At 70.2% G+C, this 16398-nt stretch carries 16 protein-coding genes and 2 pseudogenes; 5 read left to right on the forward strand and 13 right to left on the reverse strand.

All coding sequences use genetic code 11. The features are described 5' to 3' along the window. Window positions 1-344 precede the first annotated feature (344 nt). The 4 genes and pseudogenes from ACIQMV_RS33925 to ACIQMV_RS33940 form a co-directional block, all read right to left on the reverse strand. Window positions 345-584, reverse strand: a pseudogene (locus tag ACIQMV_RS33925) (IS5/IS1182 family transposase); the annotation flags it as partial. Window positions 585-670: 86 nt separating this feature from the next. Then, the gene (locus ACIQMV_RS33930; protein WP_402597068.1) at window positions 671-1597 is read right to left on the reverse strand and encodes a phosphorothioated DNA-binding restriction endonuclease; all 927 of its coding nucleotides are present in this window, start codon (window positions 1595-1597) and stop codon (window positions 671-673) included. Between the two features lie 467 nt (window positions 1598-2064). After that, window positions 2065-2373, reverse strand: coding sequence for a hypothetical protein (locus tag ACIQMV_RS33935; RefSeq protein WP_402597037.1), 309 nt, complete (start codon window positions 2371-2373; stop codon window positions 2065-2067). Continuing rightward, a complete protein-coding gene (locus tag ACIQMV_RS33940) occupies window positions 2370-3584 on the reverse strand; it encodes a hypothetical protein (protein ID WP_402597038.1) in 1215 nt (404 codons plus the stop codon). Before ACIQMV_RS33940 ends, ACIQMV_RS33935 begins: the two co-directional genes overlap by 4 nt. A gap of 541 nt (window positions 3585-4125) precedes the next feature. Between ACIQMV_RS33940 and ACIQMV_RS33945 the strand changes: the two genes are divergently transcribed. Next, the gene (locus ACIQMV_RS33945) at window positions 4126-5064 is read left to right on the forward strand and encodes a hypothetical protein (RefSeq protein WP_402597039.1); all 939 of its coding nucleotides are present in this window, start codon (window positions 4126-4128) and stop codon (window positions 5062-5064) included. Window positions 5065-5216: 152 nt separating this feature from the next. On the opposite strand, the gene ACIQMV_RS33950 is transcribed toward ACIQMV_RS33945, so the two are convergent. Then, window positions 5217-5588, reverse strand: a complete 372-nt coding sequence (locus tag ACIQMV_RS33950) for a hypothetical protein (protein WP_402597040.1) — start codon at window positions 5586-5588, stop codon at window positions 5217-5219. 359 nt (window positions 5589-5947) lie between these two features. Here ACIQMV_RS33950 and ACIQMV_RS33955 point away from each other — a divergent pair, with 359 nt between their 5' ends. Beyond that, a complete protein-coding gene (locus ACIQMV_RS33955; protein ID WP_402597041.1) occupies window positions 5948-6817 on the forward strand; it encodes an LLM class F420-dependent oxidoreductase in 870 nt (289 codons plus the stop codon). A gap of 215 nt (window positions 6818-7032) precedes the next feature. Here ACIQMV_RS33955 and ACIQMV_RS33960 read toward each other — a convergent pair whose 3' ends face one another. Further along, a complete protein-coding gene (locus tag ACIQMV_RS33960) occupies window positions 7033-7332 on the reverse strand; it encodes a hypothetical protein (RefSeq protein WP_402597042.1) in 300 nt (99 codons plus the stop codon). A 374-nt stretch (window positions 7333-7706) separates the two neighbouring features. Here ACIQMV_RS33960 and ACIQMV_RS33965 point away from each other — a divergent pair, with 374 nt between their 5' ends. Both ACIQMV_RS33965 and ACIQMV_RS33970 read left to right on the forward strand, forming a co-directional pair. Then, window positions 7707-8060, forward strand: coding sequence for a hypothetical protein (locus ACIQMV_RS33965; protein ID WP_402597043.1), 354 nt, complete (start codon window positions 7707-7709; stop codon window positions 8058-8060). Between the two features lie 697 nt (window positions 8061-8757). Next, complete coding sequence (locus ACIQMV_RS33970; protein ID WP_402597044.1) at window positions 8758-9057, forward strand: SH3 domain-containing protein; 300 nt, start codon at window positions 8758-8760, stop codon at window positions 9055-9057. A gap of 184 nt (window positions 9058-9241) precedes the next feature. On the opposite strand, the gene ACIQMV_RS33975 is transcribed toward ACIQMV_RS33970, so the two are convergent. Beyond that, window positions 9242-9469 (reverse strand): hypothetical protein, encoded by a 228-nt coding sequence (locus ACIQMV_RS33975; RefSeq protein WP_402597045.1) that lies wholly within the window; start codon window positions 9467-9469, stop codon window positions 9242-9244. Between the two features lie 210 nt (window positions 9470-9679). Here ACIQMV_RS33975 and ACIQMV_RS33980 point away from each other — a divergent pair. Next, window positions 9680-9838 (forward strand): annotated as a pseudogene (locus tag ACIQMV_RS33980) (ISNCY family transposase); the annotation flags it as partial. Window positions 9839-9928: 90 nt separating this feature from the next. Here the strand turns inward: ACIQMV_RS33980 and ACIQMV_RS33985 are convergent. From ACIQMV_RS33985 to ACIQMV_RS34010, 6 genes are read right to left on the reverse strand one after another with little or no spacing between them, the layout of a single operon-like run. Then, window positions 9929-11365, reverse strand: a complete 1437-nt coding sequence (locus tag ACIQMV_RS33985) for an aldehyde dehydrogenase family protein (RefSeq protein WP_402597046.1) — start codon at window positions 11363-11365, stop codon at window positions 9929-9931. A gap of 28 nt (window positions 11366-11393) precedes the next feature. Continuing rightward, window positions 11394-12167, reverse strand: coding sequence for an SDR family oxidoreductase (locus ACIQMV_RS33990; protein ID WP_402597047.1), 774 nt, complete (start codon window positions 12165-12167; stop codon window positions 11394-11396). Further along, the gene (locus ACIQMV_RS33995) at window positions 12167-13060 is read right to left on the reverse strand and encodes a dihydrodipicolinate synthase family protein (RefSeq protein ID WP_402597048.1); all 894 of its coding nucleotides are present in this window, start codon (window positions 13058-13060) and stop codon (window positions 12167-12169) included. Before ACIQMV_RS33995 ends, ACIQMV_RS33990 begins: the two co-directional genes overlap by 1 nt. Window positions 13061-13073: 13 nt before the next feature. Then, window positions 13074-13859, reverse strand: a complete 786-nt coding sequence (locus tag ACIQMV_RS34000) for an enoyl-CoA hydratase-related protein (RefSeq protein WP_401782863.1) — start codon at window positions 13857-13859, stop codon at window positions 13074-13076. Next, window positions 13856-15046, reverse strand: coding sequence for a CaiB/BaiF CoA transferase family protein (locus tag ACIQMV_RS34005; RefSeq protein ID WP_402597049.1), 1191 nt, complete (start codon window positions 15044-15046; stop codon window positions 13856-13858). Before ACIQMV_RS34005 ends, ACIQMV_RS34000 begins: the two co-directional genes overlap by 4 nt. Then, a complete protein-coding gene (locus ACIQMV_RS34010) occupies window positions 15043-16398 on the reverse strand; it encodes an FAD-dependent oxidoreductase (protein ID WP_402597050.1) in 1356 nt (451 codons plus the stop codon). Before ACIQMV_RS34010 ends, ACIQMV_RS34005 begins: the two co-directional genes overlap by 4 nt.

The raw sequence follows: 16398 nt of genomic DNA on the forward strand, positions 1-16398 counted from the left end.
CTGACGCCGCGCTGGGCATCCTGTCCCACTTTCGTGTCCAGTTCTACGACTGCCTCTATACCCGTGCGGAAGCGCTCTTCGGCCGTCATCCGCCGGGCAGGCACCTGCCCGGTCCACCATGCGCCCCATCAAGTCGGCCCCCATCTCGAAGTCCGTCGACTCCTGATCTTGACACCCAGCCTGCCCTCACATCTGTACTCGGCGCCGGTACCGCACCAGACCGGATCTTGGCAGCCCGTCTCCATCAGCACCCCCATTCTCACGTTTTTGGCCCGCCTGCTTGGGCCAGTCCGTACGCTTTCCCCCGGCCGTGGCCTCTGGCTCTTTGGGAGGCTTTGGGAGCATTCGCGGGCCAGACTCCGGTGCAGCATCAACGTGCCGTTGACTGCGGGATGAAGCCTTTGCCTTGGTCTGCCGGGTTGCTGCGGACGACCTCAACGATCGTCCTTGAAACCTTGGTCCACCAGGGCTTTCTCCAGGCGGTTCCCACACCGTTCGGCCGTCTGGTCCAGCAGGTCCTTGCCAGTGGCGTTGTCGTGTGCCGACGCGGCCGGGACGACGGCCCCGATGATCAGTCCCAGCACGGGCTCCACCTGATCAGCTCGCGATGACCCGTACTCGTCACGGATCGGTGCGGCTGTCCGGAAGTGCTCGAGCTTCCTTGGTGCAGTCATGCAGCGTGCGCTGCGGGGCGTTTGAAGACCTGCCGCTGGTGCCAGTCGACGTACTGCGCATCGATGGCCGAGTGGCCAGGCCGAGGCGTAGCAACACGGTTGCCGTGCAGGGCGTCGACAGCCTGCCCGGCCGTGCTTCGGGCTACGTACCAGCGGGAGACCTGGATCCGCAGGTGCGGCCCGAGTCCCAGCACACCGAGGTCGAAGAGCGTGTGGTGCAGGGAGCACAACGCCAGCCCGTTGCTGACTTCGTCCGGACCGTCCTGGCTGTGCCAGCGCACATGGGCGGCCTCCAAACCCACCGGATTGCGGCCGATGGCGCCATCGAACCCGCAAAAGGCGCACGCGTAAGCGTAGGCGTGCAGAACGTCCTCTACGAAACCCGGCCGCCGTGCTCGGCGTTGTCCCTGCCCGGGGACGAAGATCGCTTGCGTATCCCAGCTGGTCACCTCGAGGCCGACGGCGTCACAGATGGGTGCTTCCAGAGCCGGGGTGAAGTGCTGCTGAAGCAGGAGTCCGGCAGCCGCCGCCACGGTGCCCGGGTGGGCGAGCAGTCTCTCCACCTCAGGGCGCATACGGCCGTGGGCGCCTTGGGCGCGCAGCCATGCTCCCCGATCCGGATCGGTCGGGCGTATCGGCTGGCCGGCGCTGTCACGCAGGTCCCACAGGGTGCGTTCCAGGTGCACGAAGGGCATCGCGGCACGCTGCTTGGCCTGTGACGGGTTGGTCATCGCCGGACCGAAGTCGTTGATCAGCCTGCTGACGGGGCCTTCGGCTTCGTCGTAGGTGACCGCGGTACTCCCTGAGGTGACGAACCGGCCCAGCAGCCATAGCACCAGCAACGGCTTGTGCGGCGCGCGATGCGCTCCGATCCGCGCCTGTCGCAGGCTCGACAGCGTGCTCATCAGTTCGTCCCGTACCATCACGACGCCCACCTTGCCATGCGTCGCGAGGAGGCATACCGACGGTGCAGGCGGGCTACAGCCGCCAACGCCTTTGCCGCCAGGCTGAGCCGTCGACGCTCTGCCAGGGCTGCGCGACCGCCGTGGGCCTGGCGGACGTACGCGGCGTGATCGACCGTCGGCGGGTGAGTGGTCGATCTGCTGTGTGTGCTCAATGAGAAGCGATGCGCTGATGTCCCGTTCGCCCCGCCCTCATACCCCCGGCTCGTGGAACGCCAAAGACTTCGCCCGTGTCAGGCAGGACTGCAACAGATGGTGACGACTATGTCGTGTCTCAGCGTGTCGTCCATGACACGGTGCAGGGCAAGGTCGACGACACGATCATCAAATCCCGGCCGGGTGGCACGTACCGCCGCCGGAGCTCGACGCGTCGCGCGGCGTCCTGTTCTGGGGGTGTCCGGCAGCCCCAAGTGGTCAGGGCCGGCGGCTCAGGATGCCCAGTGCCGGTACGCCTCCACCCAGGCCCATCCCTCAGGCGCGAGGTCGGGCAGCGGTAGATCGAGGATGCCGATCGCCTGAGCGTGCCGGCCGCGTCTGCACAAGGCGGCGATGCCGCTGCCGGGCCGGTCCTGGATGGCGGTGACGGTCACGGTGACGCCGAGCACGACTGTGGCGAACGGCAGGGCCAGGCGGTCCTCGATGACCGCCTGGAAGGCGGCGAGCTGTTCGTACTCGTCGTAGGCATCGACGATCGCCTCGGCGACCATGGCGTTGAGTTCGGCGGTGGACAGCCTCATCGCCTCTTCCGCTCTTGCTTGCGCAGGAGTTCCGCGAGGCGGGCGCCGACGGGGGTGACGCTTGGCCAGGGTTCGTGGGCAAAGTGCATCGCCTTGCGGCGGCGCAGCAACTCCTCCCCATCTTGCTCCCAGGCGAAGGTGGGCTTGCGCAGGAGCGCGCGGAAGACGGAATCGGCGTTCTCGGGGTGCCGCTGGACCAGACGGCGGATGACCATGGGAGAGATGGAGTCGTCGTTCAGGTACTCGCGGAGCCGGCTCAGGTAGGTGCGGTCACGGGCCAAGGTGGGATCGGCGAACAGCGCGTCAAGGTGGCCGAAGTCGGCGTAGTAGCACAGGCCTTCGGTCTCGTCGCAGATCACGGCGACGGTGTCCGCGTCGCGGAACTCTTCGGGCACGCTGGTGAGCTCGTCGAGGGAGGGCCCACTGTTCATCGCCTGCGTGGCGGCTTCGTCGTCGAGTTCGGCCAGGGCTTTGTCCTGCCGGTGCCGGTGGTACTCCCGCATCCGCACGTGCGTCTCGCCGGGGTCCAGGACGAGCATGTCGGTACCGAACACCTCGATGAAGTCGGCGCGGGCTTCGGCCTGCATCTCCCAGGCCCTGCGCAGCATCTCGGGATTACGGCGCAGCAACTGCGGATTGACAGCGAGAGTCTGGACAGCGAGTTGTGCCAACTGCGGTCCGTCGCCGGGCGCGTAAGTGGTGAGGTTGCCGCTGACCAGCCAGGCGTCAGTGTCGGGGTGGACGGGCACAATGCGGGCAGCCACGAACATCCCTTTGTTCAGTTTGCCAAGGGCACGCCGCCCCAGGTTGGAGTGGACCCGGTAGACGAGGTCATCGAGCAGGTTGTGCAGGACGGCGGCGCCTGCATCGGAGCCCTGTACCTCGAAGACTGCCTCCACCACATCGCGCCAGCCGAGCAGCATCGCCCGCTCGTCCTCCTGCAGCGGCGGCCTCCGCTGGGCCACAAACCGCTCGACAACGGTCGAGCCGTCCGCCAGCCGGTGCTGCAGAGCGAAGTGGTCGATGGTCTCGATGGCAGTCGTCTCGTCCAGGAAGCCGAACCGGTCCGCTGCCTCCTCGAGCCGGGCATCCAACCGCCGGGCAAAGCGCGGACTGTGCACGAAGGCCACTAGCTCGTTCTTGAGGTCCCCGCTGCGTGCCACCAGCTTGGCGACCTGGGGCACCACCGTGGGGGAATCGCTGTGTTCCACTACTTTTTCCTGCCTGCTCTTCCCGTGTGTTCCGCTCGCAAGCCGCCACCCTAGGGCAGCGCGCTCCGTGCCAAGACATACGTCAGAAGTCGGCCGGCCGCGGCCGCCCGCGGCCGCCCGTCGACGGACCTTCCTGGCCTGCGGCGCCGCCTTCGCGGGCGCGGTGCTGTTCTTCCACACCATCATCGCCACCTGAACAACCCACCGCGGCGCCTCACCAGGCGCCGCGGTCCCGGCGCGCCCCGCACAGCAAGCCGCTCCAGGTGCCTGGATGCACCGACGACCATGAGCAGCACGACGAGACATCGACGGGTCTGGCTATGCCCGACGTCGATCTCGGTCGGCGGCCACCAGAGTCCGCACTCCGCCCAACAGCGACGGTAGATCGGGCCGCCCCCGGATCGTCGGGACCGGCCACAACCGCCGCGACATGCGGTGACGCCGATCCGCCACCACGGACGTTCCGCGTCACGCACTCGATGCGGTCGACGGGTCGGCCGGGAGGCACTCGACGGCTCGCGCGTGCTCGGCTTCCGCGGGTGTGCTCGGCGGTGCGCTGTCGTCCAGGCACCTTCGCCCCAGCGAGGCCAAGGCCACCGCCCGGCACACGGCCGACCACATCCGGCGACGGCTGCTGCCCGCACATACCGCCGCCCTGGCCGAGCTGCGCGAGCGCACCGCCCCCCAGGTGGCCACGTTCCGGCGTGCCGACGCCGCACTTGCCGGATTCCTTGACCGTCCCCAAGACGGGGTAGCGATCTCCGAGCAGCCGGTACGCCGCCCGCTGGGGTGGACTGCCCGGTGCGCCGTCGCCTGGTGGCACACGCTCGACGGGCCCGCCCGCGGCATAGCGCCGTTCATGGCCGACGTCCTGCGCCGGGCCGGACTGGCGACGACGGAGCCGCACGGCAGCGGCTACGTGTTCTTCGCCGAGTCCCCGGCCGAGCACTCCGACGCCCGGTTCCTGATCGCTCCTGCCACCGGGGGCGAAGGGTGGGACCTGGTCGACGAGTTCACCGGCGCGTGCGTGCGCACGTACGACGACCGGGAGTGGGCCCAGGGGATCGCCGAGAGCGCGGACGGCGAGGAGGACGCCGCCCGACGCGCCCAAGTCGCGTCCATGGACCTGCCGGGACTGTCGGCAGACCTGATCGAGGATGAGCAATTCCGAGCCTTGGCCCTGGAGTTGCCCACCGCTGGACACATGCCCTACGGCCTGACCGACGTTGACTACGCGCAGACGCCGGGATTCCACATCTACCCCAGCGCGGAGCCGGGTAGGGCCAAGGTGGCACGGCTGCTGGAGCCCTGGGGGGCGATCCGACCCGGCGCCCGCTTCGAGGCGCCCGAACGCGAAGTCGAACGCTACGACAAGGACATGGAGGCCTATGCACGGCTCCTTCACGGTCTGGGCCGGAATGTGACCATCACGACGGGCAGCGTCCAAGTCCAGTTCGACAGCCCGCCGCCCGGGCCCTGATCCAGACGTCTCAGGGTGGAGCAGTGCTGAGAAAGACAGCCCCCCATTCTGGAACAAGCCGGAGGGGCGCGTTGCGGACCTCCCCGAGGCAGCCCTCACCACCTGAGCCGCCCACCCGTCTGGCCGTGGGTGCACAGCACCCGGCCCCTCCCTCAACCGGAGCCCTCATGCGCACCCACGCTGCGTTTCAGCTCATCGGCGACCGCTCCCACCAGTGCGACGCAACCGCCACCTAAACCCACAACGGCGCCCGCGCGTATGTCCTGTGCGATGGGATCGGCTCCAGCGACGAGGTACGCGTCTGGACCCGCACCGCCGCCCGGCGTATCGCGCGCGCCGCCGCACTCCTCGTCGACGCCGAGGCCGGCCTGCGGGCCGTCTACAACGCCTACGCCGACGAGCCGGGCGCCCTCGCGCCGACCTGACCGGCCGCCATCGCCGAGACGGCACCGGCGACGGCCGACCACCGCCGCCCCTCCGCAGCCATGCCCCTCGCACTCCCCGATCCCGTCGTCCTCCGCCATCAGCAGCCCTCTCCTCGCACCGTCGTGCGTCTACGGAGCGGTGCCCGTCCAAGGGGCCGATGGGGAAGCGAGAATCTGACCGGCGTGCTCGAAGCAATAGTGCGTGACCCCACTACGGCCCCCGCTGCCCCAGACTGACCTGCGGGCTGAACGCCCCAAGAACAACGGAGTCGGCCAGGCGGGGCCCCCGTGCCTTCACGCCCGCAAGGCGTCCCCACTGAGGGCCGGAATGACAGCGCAGGTACGGGCGGAGGCCTCGCCCGTGCGAGTGACATGCCGTGCCGCCTCCACGCGCGGCGTGCGATTGTCACCCGAACGCGTCCGCGCTTCGCACTTAGGGTGACGCCAGGAGGTGGCGGATGCGAGTGGGGTTGCACGCGCTCGGCATCGGTGACGGTGCCCGTCCGGAGGTCATCCGGGCGGTGGCCACAGCCGCGGAGATACACGGCTTCGCCAGGCTCTGGTGCGGCGAGCACGTGGTGCTCGTGGACGCGCCCGTCTCCCATTACCCCTACTCCGCGGACGGCCGGATCGCCGTTCCCGCAGACGCGGACTGGCTGGACCCGCTGCTCGCCCTGAGCTTCGCGGCGGCGGTCACCAGCCGAATCGAGCTCGCCACCGGCATGCTCCTGCTGCCTGAACACAACCCGGCCGTGGTCGCCAAACAGGCCGCCACACTCGACGTGCTCTCAGCCGGGCGGTTCACCCTCGGTGTCGGGGTCGGCTGGTCGGCCGAGGAGTTCGCAGCGCTCGCAGTCCCCTTCGCCAGGCGCGGGCGGCGCACCGAAGAGTACCTCGCCGCGATGCGCACCCTCTGGACCGAGGATCCAGCCTCCTTCGCAGGGGAGTTCACCCGCTTCGACGCGATCCGCGTCAACCCGAAGCCGCTGCGCGGCGGCCGGCTCCCGGTCGTGATCGGCGGCAACAGCGACACCGCCCTGCGCCGCGCGGTCACGCTAGCCGACGGCTGGTACGGCTTCAACATCCCGGCGGCCGACGTCCGCTCGCGCGTCGCCACCCTCGCCGACGAGTGCGCCCGCCACGGGCGCACCTTCGACGAGCTCACGGTTGCCGTCGCGTTGAGCGACGGCACACCGGAGCAGCTGCCCGCCCTCGCCGCAGCAGGCGTCACAGAACTCGTGGTCGTCGGCGCACCCCCGCCCGCTCCCGACGCGGCGGCCACCTGGGTCGCGGAACTCGCCCGGACGTGGATTCACCGGAAGGACTGACCGGGGCCGGTCGGGCTCGGCCGGACGCAGCAGCTCGATGACGCTATGGTGCGGCGGGTGTCGGCCGGAGGCAGGGACCTGGAGCAGATGTCCATGCTCGCCGAGGTCGCCGACGTGCGGGACACGGAGGGCTGCCTACTGCTGGCAGTAGCCCGGGACGAGGTCGAGGAGGGCCGCGGGCGCGGCCACTGGGACCAGGAACTCGCTGCTCCACTTCACTTCGCGTTCCGGGTGTCCTTGAGGTTGCCCCAGTCCCAGCGGAAGAGCGGGAGTCCGAGGGAGCCAAGGAGGTCGTATGCCTCACAGCCGTCGATCTGGGCGCCGCCGGTTGCCTCCTCGATCAGGTCTGGGCCGTAGTAGAGACCGGAGCCGACCAGGATGAACAACTCCCCGTGACGCAGGTCGTTTTGGTGGAGAGGGCGGAGCCGGGCCGCGGCGGCGTGGATGTCGCGGCGACTGATGGTGTAGGCCTTGCCGCAGACGGTACGGGTGATGGTTTCGGGGTGGGTGCTCATCGGCGGGCCTCCGCGGTCAGTTGGCAGGGATCAGGACAGGCTCGATCAGCGATGATCCTGGCGGGGCACCCGGAGGAGCGCCGGTCGGGGGTTCCCGATACACGGGCCGTAGGACAAGCGCACTAGGAGCAGGTAGTTGCGGGTGCCGCGCTCGCAGTGTGAGTTGAGTCGCGATAGCCAGACAGCCAAGGCATCGTGGGCTCACACTCCAGAAGGAGCTCGCAAGGAAGCGAAGGGGTGTGGCCTGCTGCAGCGGCCCGCGCTATGCGCCGACTGCATGGCCCACAGCTGAAGACCTGCCTGCCGGCTGCCGGGCCGGGTGTACCCGTCCCCGTTCCGGTATGCGGCCCCTACAGTGGATGAAGGAGATGACCATGGATACCAACCCCACCGCGCTGCTTCTCGACCTCGCCGCCCGCGCCCAGGACCTCAGCGACCGGAAGGCGCTGCAGGACCTCCTGGCCACAGGCCACCGCGCCTGGTGCGAGGGGGTCGCCGACGTCCGGTCCGGCATCGACCAGGAGACCGCGAGACTGTCCGACCGGCAGCTCGCCGAGCGGTGCGCTGCTGTCGGCGCGCCGTGGGAGAAGGGGATGACGCGCAGCGAAGCGGTCTCCGCCCTCGTGTTCGCCACGTGGGACGCCGCGCCGGCCGCCATGGCCTACACGGAGCTGGAAGAACGCGCCGCACGCTTCGGTGCCTGCCTTCTTGGCGAGGAAGTCCTGTAGTCCGGCCTGGCGGCCGGCTGGACGCTGGGAGATGATGCCCCGCTGGGGGCTACACCGCTGCACCGCCCGGTGGGCGCAGGAGACAGGTGGTGCACTCTGGCGTGCAGCGCACTGTCTGCTTCGGTTGCTCCACGCCCCGCAGGGGCGGGTGAGGAAGAAGCCTGTCAACGCTGCCGCTACGGCGTGGTCGGGCCAGTACCACCCAAAGGCGGCGCCGGGCAGGTTGAGTCGGTAGGTATCGAACCACGCCCGGATCGCGGCCCAGCAGTGCCGCCACCTCGCCAGCCAGCCCACGGTGTTCCCGGTGCAGAGCGCCCCGCTGTACGGAGTCATCGGCACCGCCTACCAGTGGGGCGACAGCGGCACCCCACCCCGCCTGCGCAAGCAGCGCGCAGCGCAATCACACAGGGCAGGCTAAGGACTTGCCGCCGGGCACCACGGATCTGGAGCCGGTCGCTCTCCGAGCCCCACAGGGTGGTCAGTGTTTGGGGTCCGTCCGCAAGTACGGAAGGCGTCATTTCCTTTGCGAATGGCTGGGAGCTGTCCTTCCGGGCAAGACATCGCCCTTACATGCTTCTGCCATGCCTACGTCAAGGACGCGTGGGCTCATTGGGGAGGGTGAAACATGCGAGCAGCACACCGCGCGAAGGTGGCAGCACTGGCGGTAGCGGTACTTGCCGGGCCAACAGGTCTGGTCATGGCTACCGCGGGACCGGCGTCGGCGGCCGCCCCCTGCGGCAAGGCGGGCGTGCTCAGAGACGGCCTCGTCTTGAGGATGAAGGCGGGCGTCGCCGCCAACATGCGCACCGGCTCCAGCACGGCCTGCGGTATTACGGGCTGGGCCGACAACCAGGACTCTCTTAAGTTCTACTGCTACACGGGGAACGGTGAAGGCGGCCCCTGGACGTACCTCTACAACAGCACCGACAAGACGTACGGGTGGGTGAAGAGCTCCCTGCTGCCCAACGAGGGCTCCGTCTACCCGTGCGGTTTCTGACCCTGAAGGCGAGCCGGCCCAGCCCGTGACTGCAGTCACGGGCTGGGCCCTCGGGGTATCGAAGTCCGATCGGACGGCCTGGTCCGCCCCTCCCCACGGGGCGGCCAGTGTTGACCGTACGTTCCGACTGCGGACAGACCCCAATGCCGCCCACGAGTAAAGAGGCGGGGCTTGGAAGACCCGATCACGCTAGCCGGTAAACGGCCTGGTCCGGATCCGGCCTCACGATCACTCCGTCATCGGCGAGGTCGCGCAGGTGGCGGCGGGCCTCCTTGCCCGCGGCCTCATCACTTGTCGGCTCGTACCCGGCAACGCGCAGGGCCAGTACGGCGCGCTGCGTGTCCCAGATGCCGCCCAGCGCCTGGATCACTGCGGCGAGCGCTTGCTTGTGCGTCAGCAGCTTCTCAGTCATCTCATCCTCCCCTTTGATAACCGCCACAGCGTGGCACACAACGGGAACGCCATCTGCCGACGGTGCACGGGCGCGTCGACTCAGCGTCCAAGTGCGTGTACTGCCTGCACCCGACGAAGCCTTCACAGGCCGGGGAGGACTGAGCGCGCTGCTTCTCTTGCTGAGGGGCCCAAGACGAACCGCATCACAAGCGCCTGAGCGCCATGCGGATGGAGGAGTTCCAACAGCATCGAGGCCCGCATCAGTCACCTCAAGCGCGGTTTCGGCTTCCGTCGCACGCGCCTGCGGCGCCTGGCTGGCGCCCAGACCTGGGCCGGACTGGGAATCTTCGCCTACAACCTCCAGCGGATGACCGTCCTCAGCCGATGAGAGGCATGTCGCGGACAGGCCAGCGACACAACACCGTCCCGCAGCACCGGCCCCGCCACCAGCCCAAACCCCTTTTTCAGGGGCAAGTAGCTAGCTCTCCCAGCCGAGGTAGACCGACTTGGACCAGGTGTAGAAGTCCAGCGCGACCGCGCCCTGCTCGCGGAAGGTGTTACTGGAGGAGTCGCCGACGCCGCCGAACGGGACGTTGAGATCCAGGCCGGTGGTCGGGCGGTTGACCTTGACCACGCCTACGCGGACGGCCGCGGCGAAGCGCTGGGCGGCGGCCAGGCTGCGGGTGCAGATGCCTGCGGCCAGGCCGTAGCGGGAGTCGTTGACCAGGTTGATCGCTTCGTCCAGGTCCGCCGCGGACAGTACCGCGACGACCGGGCCGAAGATCTCTTCGCGGGCCGCGGTGCTCTGCTGGCCCAGGCCGGAGAGTACGGTCGGGGCGAGCATCAGCCCCTCGGGGTCCTCGCCGCCCGCGGCGACGGTCGCGCCCTCGGCTCTGGCCTGCTTGATGGCGGCGGTGACCGTAGCGAGCTGTTGCTCGCTCACCACCGGGCCCATCAGGGTGCCGTCGGCCAGTCCATCGCCGGGGCGGTAGCGGGCCGCCTCCTTGGCGAGCGCGGCGACGAATTCGTCGTACACGCCCGGGGTGCAGATGACCCGGGAGGAGGCGGTGCAGGCCTGGCCGGTGAGGCCGAAGCCGCCTGCTGCGGCGATCCGCGCGGCCTGTTCGACGTCGGCGTCGTCCAGTACCACCAGAGCATTCTTGCCGCCCATCTCCACCTGCACCCGGCCGCGGCGCTCCTGCACCACGCGCTCGATGTGCATGCCGACCCGGGTGGAGCCGGTGAAGGAGACCGCTGCCACCCGGGGGTCGCGGACCAGGGCCTCGCCGACCACCGCGCCGGAGCCGTGCACCACGTTGAGCACCCCGGCGGGCAGCCCGGCCCGGACCAGGGCCTCGGTGAGGTGGCGGGTGGAGAGCGGGGTGAGCTCTGCGGGCTTGAGCACCACCGCGTTGCCGCCGATCAGCGCCGGTGCCAGCTTCCAGGCGGGGATGGCGATCGGGAAGTTCCACGGGGTGATCAGCCCCACGACCCCGACCGGCTCCCGGCGGGTGTGGACCATGGTGTCTGGCAGCGAGCTGGGCAGCACCTGCCCGCCGAGCCGCCAGCCCTCGGAGCCGAAGAAGCGCAGTACGTCGATGGCCCGCCGGACCTCGCCGCGGGCCTCGGTCAGCGTTTTGCCCTCCTCCCGGACCAGGTCGCGGGCGGCCTCCTCGTGGCGGCCGCGCAGGATCTCGGCCGCGTCCAGCAGGATCGCGCCGCGCGCCGGGGCGGGCAGTGCCGCCCATCCCGGCTGGGCCTTGGCGGCGGCTGCCACGGCCGCGTCGACGGCCTCGGCGCCGGAGGCCGGGGCCACCGCGACCAGTTCGGCCGGGTCCGCCGGGTTGTACCGCTCGAGGCCGTCGCCGGCGACCTCCTCGCCGGCGATGAGGTTGGGGATCTGCACAGTGCTCATGGCTACGGTTCCTTGGGGAGTGGGGAGTTCACAGGCTGCGGACCAGGCCGCCGTCGCAGCGCAGCGCGGTTCCGGTGACGTATGAGGCGGGGGCGCCGCAGAGGAAGGCGGCTGCCGCGCCGAACTCGGCGGGAGTGCCGTACCGTCCGGCGGGGATCGCAGCCTGCGAGGCGGCCTCGACCTCGGCGACGGGGCGCTGTTCGCGTTCGGCCCGCGCGGCGTCCAGTGCCGCCACCCGATCGGTGGCGATCCGGCCTGGCAGCAGCAGGTTGACGGTGACTCCGTCGGCCGCCACCTCGGCAGCGAGGGTCTTCAGGTACGCGGCAAGGGCGGCCCGTGTGGCGTTGGACAGGACCAGCCCGGGCAGCGGCTCGGCAATCCCGCTGGAGCCGACGGCCAGGATGCGGCCCCAGCCGCGCTGGCGCATCGCCGGCAGGGTCAGCGCCACCAGCCGCTGCTGAGCCAGCAGCAGCGAGTCCACGGCTGCGGCGAGGTCGCCGGTGTCCAGGCCGGCGGCGGTGCCGGGCTGTGGGCCGGGTCCGTTGAGGACCAGGATGTCGGGATCGCCGTAGGCCTCGCGGGCCGCCTCGACCAGCGCCTGCGGCCCGTCCGGGACGGTGAGGTCGACCTGGACGCCGATCGCGTCCGGCAGCCCGGCGGCGATCTCCTTGGCGAGGCCGCCGCGCCGCCCGGCTACTACGACCGAGGCGCCTTCGGCGGCCAGCGTTTCGGCCACCGCCCGGCCCAGGCCGCCGGTGGAGGCGGCGACCACGGCGACCCGGCCGCGGATGCCGAGGTCCATCAGTGCACCTCCTTGGGCAGCGCGGCGAGGTGCCGTTCCAGCTGCGGGACCAGGGCCTCGGGCAGCTGCGCGGCTGGTGGCCGCACCCCCGACTCCATGATCAGGCCACGGCGCCGGATGGCCTCCTTGCGCAGCGCCAGCCCGATCCCGGCCTGTGCCTCGAAGTTGACCAGTGGCAGGTACGGCAGGTAAGCCTCCCGGGCCGCGTCGTGGCCGCCGCTTCGCCAGGCCTGGACGCAGGCGATCAGGCCCTCGGGGCAGGAGAAGCCGGTCATCGCTCCGGCGGCGCCGGCCGCCAGTTCGTCGAGCAGGCCCAGGCCGCCCAAGCCGCCGAAGACCGGGATGTCCAGTTCGGCGGTGAGCCGGGCGATGGCCGCCGGGGTGGGCGGCGCCTCGGCCTTCACCGCGACCGCCGAGGGGACCGCGTGGACGGCGCGGACCAAGTCGGCGGTGCGGATGGCGACCCGGCTGGTCTCCGGGTAGTCCTGGACGACGATCCCGGCGCCGGTGACATCGTGGACCGCGTTGAGGTGGGCGGCGACCACCTGCGGATCGGGCGAGTTGACCTGCACCATCAGGCCGGCGAGGCGGCCCCCGACCACCTCGCGGACGAGCCGGGCCTCCTCCAGCACCGGTGCGGTGGCCAGTCCGGTGACCCCGACGACCAGCGGCAGGTCGACGGTGTCGGTCACCGCCTCCAGCACCGTGCGGCGCTCCTCGGTGGAGAGCCGGGCGGCCTCGCCGAAGACTCCGAGCACGGTCAGGCCGGTGGTACCGATCCGCTCGTAGTGCTCCACCAGCCGGACCAGGCTGGGCTCGTCCACCTCCAAGGCGGAGCCGAGGAAGGGCGTGGCGAGTACACCCCACACTCCGGGGGCGAGCTTTTCGGGCATCAGTGGACTCCCCTCATTGTCCGGGCCAGAGCGGTGGCCGCTTCTGCTGGAAGGCGAGCACGCCCTCCTTGGCGTCCTCGCTGTCCAGCGCCGCCATCAGCGCCGGGGTGCGCAGCTTGTGGGCGTCCTGCGGGGACAGCCCGCCCCCGCGTTGGACCATCTGCTTGATGGCGCGCAGCGAGGTGGGGGCGCAGGCGAGGATGTCGGCAACCCAGCGGTCGACAGCCTCGTCCAGCTGCTGGGCTGGGACCACCTCGTTGACCAGGCCCATGCGGTGCAGCTCGGCTGCGGAGGCTCGGCGGCCGGTTAGCAGCAGCCCCATGGCTTGGGTGTGCGGCAGTCGGCGGACCAGCTGGAAGACGCCGCCGTCCAGCGGGATCCGGCCGACCCGGGGCTCGGTGAGGCCGAACTGAGCGTGGTCGGCGGCGAGGACGATGTCGCAGCCGAGGACCATCTCCATGCCACCGCCCAGCGCGTAACCGTTGACCCGGGCGATCACCGGGACGTCCAGGGTGGTGCGCAGGCTCAGCCCGCCGAAGCCGTTGGGGTCCAGGCCGGCCCAGTACTCCAGGCCGGTCTTGTCCACCGCGTCGGCGGACATGTCGGCGCCCACGCAAAAAGACCGCTGTCCGGCTCCGGTGACGACGACCACCCGCACCTGGGGGTCGGCCTCGATGTCGGCCCAGATCTCGTTGAGCCGGGCGTTGGTCTTGACGTCCACCGCGTTGAGCACGGCGGGGCGGTCGATGGTGACCCGGGCGATGTGCCCGTCCCGTACGTAGCGGACCTCGTCGGTCATCGCAGCACCCCCTTCTCGCGGAGCAGCTCGATCTGCTCGACGGTGTAGCCGAGTTCACCGAGCACCTCGGCGCCGTGCTCGCCGAGCCGCGGCGGGACCCGGCGGACCTCGGCGGGGGCGGCGGAGAGGTGGAGCGGCGTGTTGAGGGTGCGGAACCGGCCGGCGACCGGGTGGTCCATCTCGACGATCATCTTGTTGACCGCGGTCTGCTCGTCGTCGAGGGTCTGCTCCAGACTGCGCACCGGGGCGCAGAGGATGTCCTCGTCCTCGAGCCGCTTGACCCAGTAGTCGGTGGTGTTGCAGGCCACCGCCTCGGCGAAGATCCGCTGCAGCTCGGGACGGTGCGCGAACTGCAGGTCCAGGGTGGCGAACTCGGGGCGCTCGCCCAGGTCCTCGTCGAGCTCCAGGGCGCGGCTGATGTGGTGCAGCGGGTTGGCCTTGAAACCGCCGACCATGATCAGAGCGCCGTCGGTGGTGGGGAACACCCCGGTGAGTGGCATCGCGGCCCAGTTGATCTCGGAGCCGCGATTGAGCTGCTGGCAGGCCTCCTGCATCTGCATGTGGAGCATCGAGTCGTACATCGACACCTCGACTTTTTGCCCGTCGCCGGTGCGGTCGCGGTGCAGCAGGGCCAGCAGGATGCCCTGGAGCAGGTGCATTCCGGTGGTGTAGTCGCAGAGCGTGGTCGGGTAGAGGGCGATGGGGTCGTCATCGGAGACCCGGCGCCACATCACTCCGCTGTACGCCTGGGCGATGGCGTCCTGCCCACCTTTGTGGGCGTACGGGCCCTCGGTGCCGAAGCCGGTGCCGGAGGCCCAGATGATCCTGGGGTTGACGGCGCGCAGTGCCTCGTAGCCGAGGCCGAGCCGCTCCATCACGCCGGCCCGGAAGTTGCTGACCACGACGTCGGCGGAGCGCACCAGCTCCTGGACGGCCTGTCGGCCCTCCTCGGTGCGGGTGTCGATGGAGATGCTCCGCTTGTTGCGGTTGATCGACAGGAAGATGGGGTTGTCCAGGCCGGCCGGGTCCGGGATCGAGGTGCGGGAGATGTCGCCGGTGCCGGGCCGCTCCACCTTGATCACGTCGGCGCCGTAGTCGCCCAGCATCTGGGTGCAGGACGGGCCCATGAAGACTTGGGTGAAGTCGATGACGGTGACGCCGCTCAGCGGCTGTGCGGCGGTGGTCATGCCACGGCCTCCTCGAGCTGGTCGACGGTCGCGTTCTCTGCGGGGACGTCACCGGGGTCGGCGCCCTGCTCGCGCATCCGGCGCTGGATGACGGCCGGGTCGACGTCCCGGACCAGCACGTCCTGCTCCACTGCGGTGGCGGCGGCGATGCCGGCCGCCTGGCCCATGGCCATGCAGGGCGGGATCTCGCGGGACATCCGCTGCGCCTCGGGGGTGGCCGAGTAGTGCCGGCCGGCGACCAGCAGCTGGTCGACGCCGCGCGGCAGCAGCGCGCGGTACGGGGTGTAGTAGTCGCGGCCGCGGGCGACGCTGTCGGCGAAGTGGCGACGAGTGGTGACGTCATCCTTGGTGACCACGTACTCGCCCTGCAGCAGCCGGGTCTGACGGACTCCCATCTGCTCGGCGACGTCGAGCAGATAGGCGTTCTCGAAGCCGGGCAGGTCGGACTTGATGTGGTCGAGGACGGCGCCGATCCGGGCCCGGGCCTCGAACTCGGCCTCGGTGAGCGAGACCGGGTCGGTGCCGTCGAAGCCGGTCATGTGCGGGCAGTTGCACCAGACCACGCCGGGAACGGGCGTCTTGAGCCACCACAACTCCCAGGCGCCGCCCAGCATCCGCTTGATCTTGCGGTTGATGGCCCGGGCCTCACGCGGGTTCTCCTGCTCGAAACGCTCGGCGGCCGCGGTGTCCACCCCTCCGAGCCGGAAGACCAGGGTGACCAGGTAGCTGTCCTGGGCGTACGAGGCGCCGGCCCGGGAGGCCACGTCGATGTCGCCGGTGGTGTCGATCACCACGTCGCCCATCACCGCCTGCGGACCGGACTTGGTCTCGCAGACCACGCCCTTGACCGCGCCGTCCTGGACCACAGGCCGGGAGAACCAGCTGTGCAGTCGAAGATTGACCCCGCTCTCGCGGACCAGGTCGTTGGAGACCCGCTTCCAGCCGTCGGGATCGAAGGCGACGGCGTAGCAGATCGGCTTGGGGTTGGTGTGGGAGTGGAAGTCGAAGGCGCCCCAGCGGCCCCACTTGGCCCACATCTCGGGCGAGGAGTAGCGGTCTTCGGCCGGCGGGTAGACGGCGAGGCCGAGCTTGGCCATCCGCTCGACGTACTCGTCGACGATACCGGTGACGGTGATCTCGTTCCCATTGATCATGTCGTCGAGGACCAGGACCATGCCGCCGGAAGCCAGGCCGCCGAGGGCCGAGTAGCGCTCCAGCAGGGTCACGCTGGCCCCGGTGCGGGCGGCGGCCACGGCCGCGCTGACTCCGGCCGGTCCACCGCCGACCACGATCACGTCGGACCGCTGGACCACGGGTGCCTCGATGGCATCAAGAGAGATGGTCTGGGGCAT

Source organism: Streptomyces sp. NPDC091412 (assembly GCF_044756885.1).
Classification (GTDB): domain Bacteria; phylum Actinomycetota; class Actinomycetes; order Streptomycetales; family Streptomycetaceae; genus Streptomyces.